Consider the following 15,489-nt stretch of genomic DNA (forward strand, 5'->3'; position numbering starts at 1 on the left):
CAGCATGCGTCAATTGCAACTAGATATTGAACCCCAACTCGATGCCCGAATCAGTGATTTTTCTGGGCCGGGATGGGGGCATGTTATCGATGCGATTCGTCAGTTACATGCGGGTTTAATGAATCGTTTTTATGTGTATGGTAGTGCAGGTTCTGGGAAAAGTCATTTACTTTCAGCAATTTGTGATTCTTATTTGGATGTGGGTAAAACAGCGATTCAGGTTTCATTACTTGAACTGTTGGATGCGCCAACAGAAGCAATTACTTCTTTAGAGCGTTTTGACCTTGTCGCTTTAGATGACATCGAAGCCATAAGCGGTGTGCCGCATTGGCAGAAAGCGGTTTTTCACCTGATCAACTACAATAACGAAGAAGGCGGCCAATTGGTGTTCTCTTCTCGTGTTGCACCGATTGAATTAAAACTTGAACTACCTGATTTACAATCTCGCCTGACGCAAGCTGTAAGTGTGAAAGTACCAAACGGAAGTTTGTATGCCGATCGTTCTACATTAGTGATGTCGGTTTTATCGCGTCGTGGGATTCATATCGATCAACAGATTATTGATTATTTACTCGCGCATGGGCCGCATCAAACCTCGGTATTATTGCAAAGTTTAGAACAACTAATTCAACTACTAAAAGGTGAGAAAACCAAACTGAGTAATGCAAATCTCAGACAAATTTATGCGCTAATTGACGAATATCGGTAAATCATAATATTACTTGAGAAATTGTCCGAGCTGTGACAGAGTACAAAAAATTGTTAGATATTGCAGGGATTTTGCAATCTAAGAATAAAAAGAAAAGATAAAATAAAAGCAAGGAGATCGTTATGCTCAAGAAGAGCATAGGTGTAGCTACGCTATTGGTGGCGAGTCATGCCTATTCGGATAATATTAAAGTGACCATCACTGACGATATTGTCAAAAATGACACGGAATGTTCACTTCGCGAAGCTATCGACTATATTAATCAAGGTATGCCTGAGGCGGGTTATTATGGTTGCGGGGGCAAAGATGCGATTTCCACCGTCATGCTTGAGAAAAATAAAACCTATTTGCTAAATACCCATCTTGCGATCAAAAAAGATTTAACACTCAGAACAAGTTATGACAGTTCTGTGGGGGAAGAAACTGTTCAGGGTTTAAGTAATGCCATCTTAAAAATGAATGGTTCTGACAACTTATTAAGGGTTGATAATGCTGAGAATGCTTTAATTCGTGTGTTAGTAAAAGAGGTTACTCTACAGGGCTGTGCGAAAGACTGCGGTGTGAATCAAGGTGGTTTAATTTATAACAATGAATATTTAGGTCTTGAATACGTCAAATTAACAGGTGGTTTTGCAGGGCAAGGGGGTGCGATTTACAATGTCGCAACCTTGCTCAAAGATGGTACTAGTCGTAGTCTAGTTGAAATTCGCTCTACTCTGGTTGAGCAAAACCAAGCGGCACAAGGTGCTATTTTGTATGGGGACGCGCCTTCTTTTCGGATTTATAATTCAGTTTTCAAAGAAAATAAAACAACAGATGCAAGCAGTGCCAATATTTACTCTGTCAATAATGCAGCTGTTAAAGAAGATACAACCTTATCCAGTTTAGCATCACGTCTGGTCAGTAGTACCTTTGTGAAAAATACAGGTTATGTCGTCAATGTTCGAGATGGCATGGCTTTGAATAACTTAACGGTGGTGGGAAACAGTAAAGGGATTTATTTCAATCCATCTACAAACTTGGCTTATCTGGCCAATAGTATCGTTTTAGGGAATGCTGAAAATACCATCACACAAAACTGTGCTGGGGATTTAAGTAAAGCAGTTCTTCAGAACAACTTAGTCACGCAAAGTGACTGTGGCAGTGGTGCGAGCTATTATCCGAATGAGTTTTGGTCTGGCGCTTTGATTGCAGGCAGTGATGTGGTGGGTGAGTGTAAAACCATGTCTGCAGATGCTGACAGTTTATTGTGTCCTTATATTGTTCCCAACCAAAAATTTTTAGGCTATATCCGTCCACGCATTTTAATGAGTCAGACGCATTGGTTAGATTCTCCAATTGTGAACAAGGGTAAAGTGGTTGTAAACACAACGGATTCTTTAATTGGCTGTGAAAATTCAGATCAACGTGGTGTGAATCGAAATACGAATAATACCTTTTGTGACCGTGGTGCAATTGAGATTGAGGTCCCAACGACCATTAGCTTAATTGGTGAAGATCTGATAGCGGGGCAAGTAGCTAAACTTTCTGTTGCAGATCTGCTTGGAGATAGTGATCTACTGTCCAAAACCGAATGTGCAAGCTTGTTCAAATCGGCTAAAGCGCCAAATGGTGAAGAGTGGCAACCCGGTTGTATGCGGGTGCAGCAGACTCAAACGGTATCGAAAGGTAAAGTGGTGATTGATGAACTAGGAAATATTACTTACACGCCAAATGGAGCATGGCATGGTGCTGATATTTTCAGGTTACAGCTGGTCACAACCACGACACGTTTTGATGAACATATTCCGTTCGTCGAAGTGAATGTACAAATTGTACAAGAACCGCAAAATCATATGGAAAGTGACAAAATTAAAACTTCTGGGGGCAGCACGGGTATTCTGAGCTTACTGGGGTTATTTGCTTTAATTTTGCTGCGTCGAAAATAAAAAGAAAAGGGCGAACATGAAACACTTTAAAAAAGGACTATTGGGTGTCATGGTGGTAGCTGCTATGACATTAATGGCTGCAGAAGATAGAACAATTCATGTCAACACATTTGATGATGAAGATAATGTGAACATGAATCAATGTTCACTCCGTGAGGCAATCAAAACAGCCAGTTTAAATAAGGCTTATGGCGGCTGTAGTGCTGGGAATACGGGTTCAGGTCAAACCGATTATATTCAGTTAGCAGCCGGGACGTATAAGCTGAGTAAGGAAATTGTTCCCGAGTCTAAAGTGGTGGTTTTTGGGAAAAGCCCTTATTTAGATCGTGAAAAAAATCCCATCACTTTTAAGTATCCAGCGCTAGGTGAGCTGACTTCACGGATTGATGCGGGTGGAAAGTCACGTTTATTTAATACCATTACCAAGACCAGTTTGACGCTAGAGAATGTCATTCTAGAAAATGGTTATTCGGCAGATGAAGGCGGTGCTTTACTGGTCGGTGGAGCATTAACCTTAAATAATGTACAAATTCTAAACTCAAAGTCGGATAAAAAAGGTGGAGCACTCTATCTCGTTGGTTCTGGTGAGCATCAGGTGACTGTAAATAATAGTGTATTACAAGGTAACCAAGCGACTGTAGGTAGTGTGCTTGCAATGCAATGTTATGCAGGGCTGTTGGATGTAAAAACGAATATAGAGTTTAGAGCGAATAGTATTATTTCAAATGGTCAGATATCGAATCTAAATACATTCGATTTTTGTGGTAACCCAAAAGTTGCTATGGCGAATAATACGATCGCAAAAAATACTGTGAATACTCTAAACGGGAGCATCTTGTATGCCGTTAATACCCGAGAGCATAATCTGAGTCTTGAAAGTAGTTTCTTATTTTCAAATAACACCATTGTAGAAAACAGTGCCGCGAGCGTTTTGGATTATGATGATTTCGGTACGAAGTCGTTGTATTACAATGTACTTGCATATAATGGAAATACATCATGCCGCTATGTCGGTTCTCAGACACTATCCGACAAATATGATGCCGGTGTGACGGCAGGTTACAATGCGTTTGATACTGCAACCAGTCAGTGTGAACTGGCAGCAAGTGCACGAATACTCGATGGTACGACAGATACCAATATTGATGTGAAAAATGTGGCTATAGGAAGTCTACTCAGTTCCTTAACTTCGCCATCAAAATATAATTTATTCCGCCCAATGTATTTTCCGAAAGTGAATAGTGGAGGAGTTGATTTACTAGATACCAACAGTAAATTGAGCTGCAATGATAGTGACCAGCGTGGTCTAGACCGTATTGTCGACGGAACATTGATGTTAGCACCTGCGGAAGCTAACAGCTGTGATATTGGATCGGTTGAGTTGCGTCGTTTAGCAGCAGCGGATATTGCTGATTTGAAAAATACCTCGCAGGCAGAACGTCTTCAGGCGTATGAGAATAATATTAAGGAATTGGAAGAATTAATCGCCGATAAAAACACCAATCCAGACTTTTTGATCGAGTTTAATGAAGAGTTAAAGCGTTATAAAGAGCTTTTAGCGGCAACCAAACTACATCAAAAATACCGAGCGATTTATGTCGATCCCTTTCAGTTTGTCTTGCAAGATGAGGCTGTGGTCAACACTGCTGATGGAACGTCGGCTTTAAAAGAAATGAACACTGAGAATTATACCATTACTGAAACTCAGGTATTAGGTGTAGGTGTTCTCAGCGCCAAAGATGGTGTGTTGGATACCTCAAAACTCAGAGCGGATCCAACTTTACGCTGTGAGTGGAAGGATGATTTAAAACAAATCATGATTTATCGCACCGATGGTAAGCCTACAACAAGCACGGAATATGTGTATTGCCAATATAGTGTAAAGAGTAAGGCTACGCAGGCAAGTTCTTCGGGGATTCTAAAAGCGGAGTTTAGCAATATACAACCTATTGCCAAAACGGATGAATACACCCTGAATTATGGTGGCACTTTAAAACTCAATGTAAATCCACTTGCAAATGATAGTGATGATGGTGATGGACCGATTAGTACAGTCGCGGCAGAACATCAGCGTCCAGCATTTCACCGTGATGCGAATGGAAAGGATCTTGCTATTCGTATTGTACGTCAGGATGCAGGCATTAATATTAAGCCAGAACGTACAGGTTCTTGTCCGGGAGAATATGAAAAATATGTATGTTATGGCGGCAATATTGAAGTCGAAGTCCGCAATAATTTCAGTCCATTCCCTTATGAAATTGAATATGTGATCTATGATGCAGAGGCTGAAGAGTCTAAATCTGCGATGATGTATTTTACGAACACCGCTAAAAATACCAATACGGAAGCGAGTGGCGGTGGTGGTGGCTCAATCAGTGGCCTTGGGGTGCTTGGATTGTTGTCATTAGCGTGGTTTAGACAACGACGAAAAATATAAATGTAGCCATAAAAAATGCCTCACATGAGGCATTTTTTATGGCTGTTTCTAAAGTATTTACATTCAACTAGGCATCTTAATGTGTAGCAGTGTTGCTATGGATGTACTTGTTGATATATTCATTTCGAATATTCACACGTTCATCTGCATCTGCTTTTTGCATGCGTACACGTAAATCACGTCGTTCTTGGGTGCTCATCTGTTGCCAAGTGTCACGCATTTTTTGCTTTTCTTGTTCAGGTAACTGAGTAAACCAGTCCATACGTTGTTGCAGGGCTGCACTTTGCGCATCGGGCAGTTCTTTAAGGGATTGGTAACGTTGAATCAACGCTCGTTGTTCTTCTTCAGACAACGACTCCCATGTTTCAGACACTTGGGTATCTGCATCTTTAGAAAAAATCCAAAAACGATCAAAACCTGCAAAACTGGTTTGTAAAAAACCTAGCGTGCAAAGTGCGAAAGCGACACGTTTAGCTGCCATGTGGAACAGTGTCCTCACCTAAAACCAATAACATTTCTAAATCTTCAACCATTTGAGGTGAAAGTTTAGGAGTCGAAACCACTTGGTTATGTGGCTTTTCATCAAGGGTTATAGAGTTCGGAAGTACGACAAAGCCAGCAATAGCCGCAGCTAAAGCAAAACCAGACATTTTCCAAAGGCCATAACGTGAGGACTTTTGATCTTGAATGTCATCAAGAACATGTTGCATCACCACGGGTTTGTTCTTGTGGTGTTGCGCGAGCCCATCAAGTTTGGAGGTTACTTGCTTTAAGAAATCATCTTTCATTCGGATGATCCTCCTAGATGTGGATTCAAATGTGCGAGAGCATTGCGTAAGCCTTGAATCGCACGGTGGTAATGAGTTTTAACGCTGCCTTCAGAGCAATTCATGATTTGCGCAGTGGTTGCAGTATCAAAACCTTCCCATGCACGTAACATAAATGCTTGCTGCTGACGAACCGGAAGACCAGCAATGGCTTCTTGAATTTCATCCGCAGTGACAGCTTGACTTAAGAAGTCTGAAGGATTCAGCGCTCTTTCATCGACCACCTCATTGACTTCAAAATCGTCATCATCAAGACTGACTTTTTTGAAGAAAGAAAACGGTTGTGCTCGACGTGCTTCTTTACGACGCCAATCCTGTAATTTATTGGTTAAAATGGTATAGAACAGGGGATACCATTCTTCCGTAGATCGATCTGAATAAGATTTGTGTAATGAAATAAAAGCTTCTTGCACCAAATCCATGGCGATACCCTGCTGGTTTTGGGTGGCAGTTTCCATCATTACTAACGCACGACCAGTCACTTCTTGCATGAAGTTTTTTAGGCGAGACTCGGCGGTACTCTTTAGAGTACTAGAATCCTGCGTTTTAGACTGTTTGGGTGCTAAATCCATAGAGATGGAAAATCCTGTCATCGGATACCCACCATTATTTCCTCGATCATGTGCCTATAACGTTGGAAATAATGGTTTGGTTGACAACACAAGTAATTATTTTTTCTAGTGTAATCTATTTTTTCTACTGAGCCGACTTTAGTTAATATAACTTAACGATTTTAAAGTCGTTGACGCACCATTTCAAAAAAGCAGATTGAACCCGCAATAGCGACATTGAGAGATTCTTGGCCACCAGGCTGTGGGATGCTTAGTGCTTGAGCATGTGCCAAAGCAAAGTCAGAAACTCCTTGGCCTTCATTGCCTAAGATCCAGACACAAGCTTGTGTTAAATCTTTTTGATATAAACTTTCGGCCTGATGTGAGCTGGTCACATACACTGGAATTTCAAAGCGTTCGAGTACATCTTCGATGGCAACGTTTTCATAGGTGTTGAGTGAGAAGTGTGCACCCATGCCTGCGCGTAATACACGTGGTGACCAGAGTGCAGCAGAACCTTTGGTACAAATAACTTGCTTAATACCCGCTGCTGCAGCAGAGCGGAGCAGTGTACCTACATTGCCTGGATCTTGAATGTTTTCCAAAATCAAGGTATCGAAGCTAAAGTCTACACTTTGGCTTGAACTTGGTAAGTCTACAACTGCCAGGAAGGGCAAAGTGGTCCCTAATGTGCTTAAGTCACGATATAGGCTTTCAGCAATGACAAAAACAGCACCCTCATATTCATCTAAAATATCGCAAATATCAGGGTGTTCGAGTGCATTTTCAGTGGTGAAAATAGAATTGAGTTTCTTCCTTTTTTCAACCCAAGCTAAGCCTAAGTGTGTCCCTTCAAGCACAGTTTGACCTTGCTTTTTACGGTAGCTACTTTGCTCTATTAAACCACGGAGATGTTTAATCTTTGGGTTGTCTTTTGATTCAAGAAAAACGATTGACATGGGAGAGACTCATGCGCATAACGCTTCAGATGGCTATGCGCATTTAAAAAAATTAGTTGTGGTAGCCGGTCACTAAATCGACTTCGTTTTTAGAGCCAATAATCACAGGGACACGTTGGTGTAGGTCAGTTGGTTCGATGTCTAAAATACGAACGCGACCCGTTGTTGATGCACCGCCAGCTTGTTCAATTAGCATACTCATAGGGTTTGCTTCATACATTAAACGTAGGCGACCTGCTTTTTTCGGATCTTTGAGGTCGTATGGATACATGAAAATCCCGCTACGGCAAAGAATACGGTGAATGTCGCCCACCATACAAGCCACCCAACGCATATTGAAGTCTTTCTCACGTGGACCTGTTTTACCTGCGAGAAGTTCTTCAATATAACGTTTTACTGGGTTTTCCCAGTGGCGTTGGTTTGATGAGTTAATGGCGTATTCTTTGGTATCTGCTGCCACTTGAATATTTTCAGAGGTGAGCAAGAATTGTTGAGTTTCTGGGTCAAAGGTAAAGAATACTGTGCCTGCACCGACTGTTAATGCCAACATGGTTGATGGGCCATAAAGCACATAACCTGCAGCAACTTGCTGGTTGCCTGCTTGCATAAAGTCTTCAGCTTGTGTCACTGCATTTTTTGCAGGCAAGATTGAGAAAATAGTACCCACACACATATTGATGTCGATGTTGCTTGAACCATCAAGAGGGTCAAATAAAACTAAATATTTGCCATTTTCTTGAGCTGGTGTGAATTCATCCAATTCTTCAGACGCTAAACCACCAACTTGTGGGTGGATTTTTAGAGCATCAATCAAATAATCATTTGAAATCACATCTAATTTTTTCTGTTCTTCACCTTGCACGTTTTCATGCTGCGCGCTACCTAAAACACCTGCTAAAGCACCTTTTTGTAAAGCTTGATCGATGGTTTGGCAAGTGGCAGCAATGGTGCTAATCACTTGTGCCAATTCAGGCGTAAGATTTCCCGTTTGTTGTTGTAAAAATTGGGACAGATTGAGATATGACATAAGGGGGAGGACTCCACTAAAACTTGAATACGTAACAAAATCAACATTGCGCTATATTTTAGTCGAGAACGAGACAAAAGAACAATTAAACTCGACTATTTGCTGCGATTTTACCCTTGCAAGTCTTGTGGAAAGTGCTATGTTGATGGAAGGAATATCAGGTAAAAATAGGAGCACAACAATGACAACGCAAAAATTTGATGCGACTCCAACGCCGAGCGAAGGGATTAACTTAGATGATATTTCAGACGATAGCGTGAAAAAAGCGTGGCAAGACTACGAAGCAAAAGCTGAGTATAAAAAGTTCAATAAACATGACATGATTGAATCTATGCAACATGCTGAAGAATCTGATGAAAATCCCAAGCCTGAACAAGTTTAAGTCATAAAAAAGCGCTCATCGAAAGGAGCGCTTTTTTTATTTCAGTTGTGATACCAGCATTATTTTAAAAGTGGTGGCACTGCTTCGTAGTTAATTTCTACGCGACGGTTTTCTTTCCATGCATTTTCGTCATGGCCTGCATTGATTGGCATTTCTTTACCGTAACTAACTGCTTCAAGCTGGTTCGGACTCACACCTGTGGTGATTAAGAAACTTTCAACCGCTTTGGCACGACGTTCACCCAATGCCATATTGTATTCACGTGTACCGCGCTCATCGGTATGACCTGTTAACGCCACACGCGAATTTGCATTTGCCATTAAGAACTGCGCATGGGCTTGTAGCGTTTGGTAATCATCATTGCTGAGGTCGCTACTGTCATAGTCAAAATGTACAACGCGTTTTGCTAAAAATGCTTTGTTGGCTTCAGTTACGCCTTTTGCCGATGCACCTGCAAGATTTTGTGCATTTAAAGCAGCATCTTCACTTAGACCTTGAGTATTGACTGTGGTCGAACCATTTGGGTTTTGGCCTGCTTCAATTGTTGCAGCAGGTTTACGGCTCGCACATCCTGTAACGACAAGAGTAGTCGCTAAGATTGGAAGGGCTAAAAGTTTGATCGATTTCATTCTTCATCTCCATGAAAATTGATGATTATTAAATGACTAGTCATTAAAAAGTTATTTGGGTGCCCAAGCAGGTTCACGGACTTCACCTTGTTCACTTGGTAAATTCATACGGAAACGTCCATCCAGTGACATGATCGACAACAAACCACGTGAACCTTCACGAGTTGCATAGACCACCATCTGCCCATTTGGTGAGAAACTTGGTGATTCATCTAAACTGGTTGGAGTTAAAATATTAGTGACGCTTGAGTTTAAATCTTGAATAGCGACTTTATAGTTACTACCACTTGGACGGTGAACCAGTGCCAGCTTTTTGCCATCGGCACTGAGCGTACCACGTGCATTGAATGCGCCACGGAAGGTCAGGCGGTTATAACTGCTATTTGCCAAGTCATAACGGTAAATTTGTGCAGAACCGCCACGGTCAGAAGTAAAGATAAATGACTTACCATCTGGTGCATAACGCGCTTCAGTATCAATGGCGCTGTCGTTGGTCATACGTTGCAGTTGACGTGTTTCCAAGTTCATTTGGTAAATTTCTGGGTTGCCATGCATAGAAGCCGTGAACAACATACTTTTCCCGTCAGGAGAGAAGCTTGGTGCACCATTTAGACCACGGAAGCTAGCAAGCTTTTCGCGAGCACCTGTGGAAAGGTCTTGGACATAAATTGCAGGGCGTTTGGTTTCAAACGAAACATAAGCAATTTTCTTGGCATCTGGTGTCCAAGCAGGCGATAAAATGGGATCGCGTGAGGTTAAAATTGTACGTGGTTGCTCACCATCAGTATCCGCGATTTGTAGTGTATAGCGTTGCTCTGGTGTGGCTGGATTACGTAGCACATAAGCAATACGACCGCTAAAGTCCCCAGGAATACCCGTTAATGCTTGATAAATGGCATCACTAATCATGTGTGCAGCAGAACGAACGCGTGATGCTGGAACAGTTAATAATTCATTTAAAAGATATTGTTGTTTTTGGACATCATACAGTTGGTAATGAACCTCGTAGCTACCATTTTCAGTGGTTTTTACTGTTCCTGTAACGACATATGGAACACCTGCTGCTTGCCAGTTGGCTGCGTTCGGATTATTCATGCTGGCCGTTGCAGGTAAATTTTTGGAAGCGCTGGTAAATTTCCCTGAGCGGTTTAAATCCGTTTCTATAATAGGATAGAGGCTACTGTCATTGCTAAAAGGTACGATTGCAATTTTAGGCGCTTCTTCAGGTGCTTTTGCAATTTCTAAATGAAGCTGAGCATGCGCTTGAGTCACTAAGACTGGGCTGAAAGCAGTTAAAATGGCTAGGCTAAGAAGGTGTTTACGCGTCATTTCCATCATTCGTTATTTACTCAAACAAACGGCTTTTATTGTGGGTTTAATTGTTCTACATAATGGCATGATTTTCTAATATTAAAAGCATGAAATTATGACTGATCTGTTATAACACTGTGAAAAATGAGTAAGAATTAAGTCGTTTAAACGTAAATGCAAAAACGGGTAGGTAGATATGTGTGATAATGGGGAGTGGCGATTTGCTTGTATTGAGTGAAATATCGACTGAAATTAAAGATATTGCACGGATTGTTATTGAAAGCTAAAACAGATTAAACGTATTTAAAATAACTCATTTGAGTACTTAAAAATACTGTGAATATGGCTGGAAAAATCCCCCTGACTGTTCAGAGGGATTTGAGTTATTTCGCAGTAAAGGATGAGGTAAAGCTTTGTGCTTGCCTGCGTGCTTCTGGATCTGAAGGCATTGGATAGGGTGCCGCAGAACGAACAGCTGCTTCAACGCTGGCTTTCATGTCAGGGTCACTGGAGCTCACGATCACAGAACGTACAGCTCCACTATCTGAAAGCGTGACACGTGCAGTCGCGGTTTTACCCGTTGAACCTGCTGGGGTATCCCAAGCACGCTTAATTTTATTTTCAAAGTCGCGCTTTGCCGTTGAAGCAATTTGCTTTGCTTCAGCTTTCTTTTGTGCGGCTTCTTCGGCAGCTTGTTTTGCAGATGAAGCACGTGCTTCTTCAGCCGCACGTTCTTTGGCTTCAGCATCGGCTTTACGTTTTGCATCAGCAGCGGCTTTGGCTTTTTCGGCATCAGCTTTGGCTTTTGCGTCAGCATTTGCCTTAGCTTTATCCGCATCAGCTTTACGTTTGGCATCAGCGTCAGCTTTGGTCTTCGCAGCATCTGCTTTAGCTTTAGCATCAGCATTTGCCTTGGCTTTATCGGCATCTGCTTTAGCTTTCGCATCAGCATTTGCCTTGGCTTTATCGGCATCTGCTTTAGCTTTCGCATCAGCGGCGGCTTTCGCTTTGTCCGCATCGGCTTTACGTTTTGCATCAGCGGCAGCCTTGGCTTTATCTGCATCTGCTTTGGCTTTTGCATCAGCCGCAACTTTAGCCTTATTGGCATCAGTAATTTGTTGCTGCTTTTTAGCGAGATCTGCTTTCTTTTGTGCCTCTAGCTTCGCTTTTTGTACTGCCTCTGCTTTTTTCAATGCTTCTAAGTTTGCTCGGCGTTTGGTGTCTGCTTCAGCTTTCGCCGCTGCATCTGCTTTGGCTTTCTCAGCATTTTTAGCTTGCTCCGCTGCACGGGCAGCAGCACGTTCTTGCTGAGCTTGTAGTTTTTCAGCTTCAGCCTTTGCACGTGCCTGAATCTGCTGCTGTAGTTCAGCTTTACGCGCTGCCGCTTCAGCAGCTTTAGCATCCGCTGCTGCCTTTTGAGCGTCGACCTTTGGCACAACGGGTGTTATAGGTGGTGCAGTTGGGATAACAGGTGCAGGCTCTACAACTGGCGGAGCAGTTTGTGTGATTTCTTTGGCTACATTTTCATGTGCTGTTTCCGTAAACTCTGTTTCTTCAAGCGTAACAGGCTTTAAGTCCTCAGGTTTGATGAGCACAGTTCTAATTTGCTTCGGTGGCTCTGGTGGTTTACTCATACCAAGATAAAGTAAGCCAACAACAGCAATCACATGGATACCAAAGGTAAATCCAAGCGCGATGGCTTTTTGTTTAAACGGTGGCTTTTTAAAATCTTTCATAAATTACTTTAATGGCTCTGTGAGTAATCCAACTTGGCTGAGACCCGCTTCTTGTAGGCTGTTCATGAGCGACATGACTTCGCCATAAGAGCGTGACTGTTCACCTTCCACAACAACGGTTAAAGTTTTATTTTCAGCCTGAGCTTGTTGCTGTGCTTCACTTAAAATAGAGGTCAATTCAGATAAAGCCAAAGGTTCAGCTGAACTGTGTGTTTTATATTTAAGGAAATAGCGACCTTCTTTATCTAAGCTGACCATTGCAGGTGCATCTTTTGATTCAATGGGGTTGCCATTGGCCTGAGGAAGATCGACATTGATGCCGCTGGTAATCATGGGTGCGGTGACCATAAAAATCACTAATAATACGAGCATGACGTCAATATATGGGACGACGTTCATCTCACTTTTTAGTGGTTTTTTAATGCGCTCGAAGCGTCCTGAACGTTGAATTGCCATTAGTCATGTTCCTTAGTTTCACCCAAAGACTGACGTTGTAATAACGCAACCATTTCTTCTGCAAATAAAGCACGATCGGAGTAAACCGTTTCGCCTTTTCCGGTGTAATGGTTAAATGCCAATACTGCCGGAATCGCTGCAAATAAACCAATCGCTGTAGCAATGAGGGCTTCAGCAATACCAGGTGCAACCGTTGCAAGGGTGACTTGATCTACGTCTGCTAAACCGATGAATGCATTCATGATGCCCCAAACGGTACCAAATAAGCCAACATACGGGGCCACAGAACCAATGCTGGCCAAAGCACCTAAGCCTTGTTCAAGTTGGCTTTGGTCACGACTTAGACCGACGCGTAAAATACGTTCTGTGCCTTCAATGGTTTGTGCTGGAGCAGCATTGCGTTTTTTTAGTTTTAAAAACTCGCCTAAACCTTGATAAAAAATATCCTCAAGGCCGACACGTTTGGAATTAAGTTGCGCATTGTTATATAGCGTATTCAGTTCAGCACCCGACCAAAAGATTTTTTGAAAATGGTCATCGTCTGCCTGTGCTTTTTTATAACTCATGTGTAACTTGGCAATCAGATACCAGCTAAACAGCGAGGCCAAAAGTAAAGCCAGCATTACCAGTTGTACGACTGGGCTTGCTTGTAATATTAGATCTGAAACTTGAAGAGATGATTCGAGTTGAGTTGCCATAGTTACTACATGTGCCAATAATTTTTTTAGTCTTGTCCTAATTCTTTTAGAATCAGTTCGCGGATTTCATCGGGAAGTCGACGTGGTTTCATTTCTGAACTGATACATGCCAATTCGACCTCACCAGATGCAAGCATGATTTCACCACGATAAATATTTTGTTGCAACACAAATGACGTAGCCTTACACGAAACAACACTTGCTGTAACAGTAATTAAATCATCCATTAAAATTGGACGTGAATATTTCACATTAATTTTGTGTACAACGAAGTTATAGTCTTTTTGATGCCAGTAATGATCTACACCAGAAGCACGTAACCACTCAGTACGGGTACGCTCCATAAAGCGAATATGATTGGCATGGTAAACAATGCCACCTGCATCAGTATCTTCAATATAGACACGAATGTTGAATTCAAATTTATTCGCCATGAGAGTATTCCGTTTTTCCAGTTGTACGAGTCGATTTAGATTGACTTGGCGCTTTTATATTTAAGGACAGGGTCTTAAAATTGATGCACGTCAAAGTACTAATGCGTCGCAGTTTAGCATTATGAGATTTCACTCCAATGGCACAAGATGTCAAATATTGTGATTCATGACTGTTGGGGGAGTTGAACGCTGTATGGCTATAAAAATATAAGGATAAGGGAATGAATGGTTATTTTAAACTGCTGCTTATTTTGGCTGTGGCATTTGCGCTGTGGACATATTGGCTTAAGCCTGAGCAAGGAAGCAGAAGTTTAGAGTTATATTCACCGATTGAAAATGTACAGCACGTTGAAGGCTACACAATTACTTCCTTAGAACCATATGCAGGAGAGTTTCGTGTGTTGGCGCGTGAAAACTATAGGATGGGCCGTGAAGCAGAGCTAAGCCCTGTGGATTTTGCTTTAGGCTGGAATGAGATGGCGAAGCCAGAGGTCTATAAGCAACTATCCATTACACAAAGTAATCGTTGGTATTATTGGCGTTATGAGAACAATCCACCCATTCCAGTAAATGACATTGCCTCGAGTAGTGCCAATACGCATTTGATCCCAGCCAATAAAGTTGTTGCACAAAAACTTGCAGATATTGATGTAGACGACATGGTTTATTTAAAAGGGCAACTGGTTGAAGTTAAATCGACTGATGGTTGGACATGGCGCAGTTCACTGAGTCGGACAGACACAGGAAATGGGGCGTGTGAGTTAATGCTGGTCGAAGAGGTGAGGGTGATGTAAATTGAACAAGATTCAGAGTAAGGCTAGTTTAAGTATCTTGCACAATTGAGATATATTCTGAATTCCGATATTCGACATGGTGAAGTATGTAAATCAGACATGTAGCTTGTTTAGTGAAGTGGAAAAGGTAAGTCCATAGTCTTTACTAACTAACATAAAAAAATAAGAGAAAGTTGTTTTATGGCAAAGAAGCTTTTAGGAATAACTCTTAGCGCATTTATATTAATAGCTTGTGACTCTAATAAAGAACTAGAAACTCAAGAGTTTATAACACCACGCGACCAATATGGCGCACGTTATAGTGTAGGCGATTTAGGAGGGAAGCCTGTTAACCTTGGTAGAGAAGCGCCTTGGGTTGAATATGACGATAATTCAGGTTTCGTAACAGGTAAGAAATATAAACGCAAGACGCGGACCTATCAATCTAAAATTCAGGCCTTTGGGTTTGATATGCGTTATACCGATGGATTGGTTTTAGTCGATTATTAGACTTCCTTCATAAATCATTTTTCAATCAATTTAATTGTTTATCTTTCACGCAATCTAAATTGTATATGCCAGCAAGTAAATTAAACCGCAGGTTTAATCTTTTACGACGATTTCTATATACA

At 41.6% G+C, this 15,489-nt stretch carries 17 protein-coding genes; 6 read left to right on the top strand and 11 right to left on the bottom strand.

The genetic code is table 11. The features are described 5' to 3' along the window. The first annotated feature begins 4 nt into the window (after positions 1-4). From hda to HYI04_RS11970, 3 genes are all read left to right on the top strand, one after another. Complete coding sequence (gene hda, locus HYI04_RS11960) at positions 5-709, top strand: DnaA regulatory inactivator Hda (protein ID WP_010326401.1); 705 nt, start codon at positions 5-7, stop codon at positions 707-709. A 122-nt stretch (positions 710-831) separates the two neighbouring features. Continuing rightward, entirely contained in the window at positions 832-2,637 is a 1,806-nt protein-coding gene (rbtA, locus tag HYI04_RS11965; protein ID WP_010326402.1) for a rhombotarget A, read from the top strand. A gap of 16 nt (positions 2,638-2,653) precedes the next feature. Beyond that, the gene (locus HYI04_RS11970) at positions 2,654-5,074 is read left to right on the top strand and encodes a CSLREA domain-containing protein (protein WP_010326403.1); all 2,421 of its coding nucleotides are present in this window, start codon (positions 2,654-2,656) and stop codon (positions 5,072-5,074) included. 76 nt (positions 5,075-5,150) lie between these two features. Here HYI04_RS11970 and HYI04_RS11975 read toward each other — a convergent pair whose 3' ends face one another. The 5 genes from HYI04_RS11975 to HYI04_RS11995 form a co-directional block, all read right to left on the bottom strand. Next, positions 5,151-5,555, bottom strand: coding sequence for a DUF3106 domain-containing protein (locus tag HYI04_RS11975; RefSeq protein WP_010326404.1), 405 nt, complete (start codon positions 5,553-5,555; stop codon positions 5,151-5,153). Then, complete coding sequence (locus HYI04_RS11980; protein ID WP_010326405.1) at positions 5,545-5,862, bottom strand: hypothetical protein; 318 nt, start codon at positions 5,860-5,862, stop codon at positions 5,545-5,547. The genes HYI04_RS11975 and HYI04_RS11980 overlap by 11 nt, the downstream gene beginning before the upstream one ends. After that, complete coding sequence (locus HYI04_RS11985; RefSeq protein ID WP_010326406.1) at positions 5,859-6,473, bottom strand: RNA polymerase sigma factor; 615 nt, start codon at positions 6,471-6,473, stop codon at positions 5,859-5,861. The genes HYI04_RS11980 and HYI04_RS11985 overlap by 4 nt, the downstream gene beginning before the upstream one ends. A 161-nt stretch (positions 6,474-6,634) precedes the next feature. Continuing rightward, a complete protein-coding gene (locus HYI04_RS11990; RefSeq protein ID WP_178896196.1) occupies positions 6,635-7,411 on the bottom strand; it encodes an RNA methyltransferase in 777 nt (258 codons plus the stop codon). 52 nt (positions 7,412-7,463) lie between these two features. Then, positions 7,464-8,438: a class 1 fructose-bisphosphatase gene (locus tag HYI04_RS11995; RefSeq protein WP_078389694.1), complete on the bottom strand. Its 975-nt coding sequence runs from the start codon at positions 8,436-8,438 to the stop codon at positions 7,464-7,466. Between the two features lie 181 nt (positions 8,439-8,619). Here HYI04_RS11995 and HYI04_RS12000 point away from each other — a divergent pair, with 181 nt between their 5' ends. Continuing rightward, a complete protein-coding gene (locus HYI04_RS12000) occupies positions 8,620-8,820 on the top strand; it encodes an NF038105 family protein (protein ID WP_004980614.1) in 201 nt (66 codons plus the stop codon). A 59-nt stretch (positions 8,821-8,879) separates the two neighbouring features. On the opposite strand, the gene pal is transcribed toward HYI04_RS12000, so the two are convergent. The 6 genes from pal to ybgC form a co-directional block, all read right to left on the bottom strand. Then, positions 8,880-9,449, bottom strand: a complete 570-nt coding sequence (pal, locus tag HYI04_RS12005) for a peptidoglycan-associated lipoprotein Pal (RefSeq protein ID WP_125281484.1) — start codon at positions 9,447-9,449, stop codon at positions 8,880-8,882. A 51-nt stretch (positions 9,450-9,500) separates the two neighbouring features. After that, positions 9,501-10,784, bottom strand: a complete 1,284-nt coding sequence (gene tolB, locus HYI04_RS12010; protein WP_005399723.1) for a Tol-Pal system beta propeller repeat protein TolB — start codon at positions 10,782-10,784, stop codon at positions 9,501-9,503. A 359-nt stretch (positions 10,785-11,143) separates the two neighbouring features. Then, positions 11,144-12,496, bottom strand: a complete 1,353-nt coding sequence (gene tolA / locus HYI04_RS12015; protein WP_178896197.1) for a cell envelope integrity protein TolA — start codon at positions 12,494-12,496, stop codon at positions 11,144-11,146. A gap of 3 nt (positions 12,497-12,499) precedes the next feature. Further along, positions 12,500-12,952 carry a protein TolR gene (tolR, locus tag HYI04_RS12020; protein ID WP_004693872.1) on the bottom strand — a complete coding sequence of 151 codons (453 nt, stop codon included), beginning with the start codon at positions 12,950-12,952 and terminating at the stop codon, positions 12,500-12,502. Further along, positions 12,952-13,650, bottom strand: a complete 699-nt coding sequence (tolQ, locus tag HYI04_RS12025) for a protein TolQ (RefSeq protein WP_004693871.1) — start codon at positions 13,648-13,650, stop codon at positions 12,952-12,954. Before tolQ ends, tolR begins: the two co-directional genes overlap by 1 nt. 26 nt (positions 13,651-13,676) lie before the next feature. Beyond that, positions 13,677-14,084 (bottom strand): tol-pal system-associated acyl-CoA thioesterase, encoded by a 408-nt coding sequence (ybgC, locus tag HYI04_RS12030; protein WP_004693869.1) that lies wholly within the window; start codon positions 14,082-14,084, stop codon positions 13,677-13,679. A 221-nt stretch (positions 14,085-14,305) separates the two neighbouring features. Here ybgC and HYI04_RS12035 point away from each other — a divergent pair, with 221 nt between their 5' ends. Next, a complete protein-coding gene (locus HYI04_RS12035; RefSeq protein ID WP_178896198.1) occupies positions 14,306-14,878 on the top strand; it encodes a hypothetical protein in 573 nt (190 codons plus the stop codon). Between the two features lie 180 nt (positions 14,879-15,058). Continuing rightward, positions 15,059-15,367, top strand: a complete 309-nt coding sequence (locus HYI04_RS12040) for a hypothetical protein (RefSeq protein WP_178896199.1) — start codon at positions 15,059-15,061, stop codon at positions 15,365-15,367. Positions 15,368-15,489: the final 122 nt, after the last annotated feature.

Origin of the sequence: Acinetobacter sp. SwsAc2, assembly GCF_013391465.1 — a bacterium.
In the GTDB taxonomy this organism is placed as follows: domain Bacteria; phylum Pseudomonadota; class Gammaproteobacteria; order Pseudomonadales; family Moraxellaceae; genus Acinetobacter; species Acinetobacter johnsonii.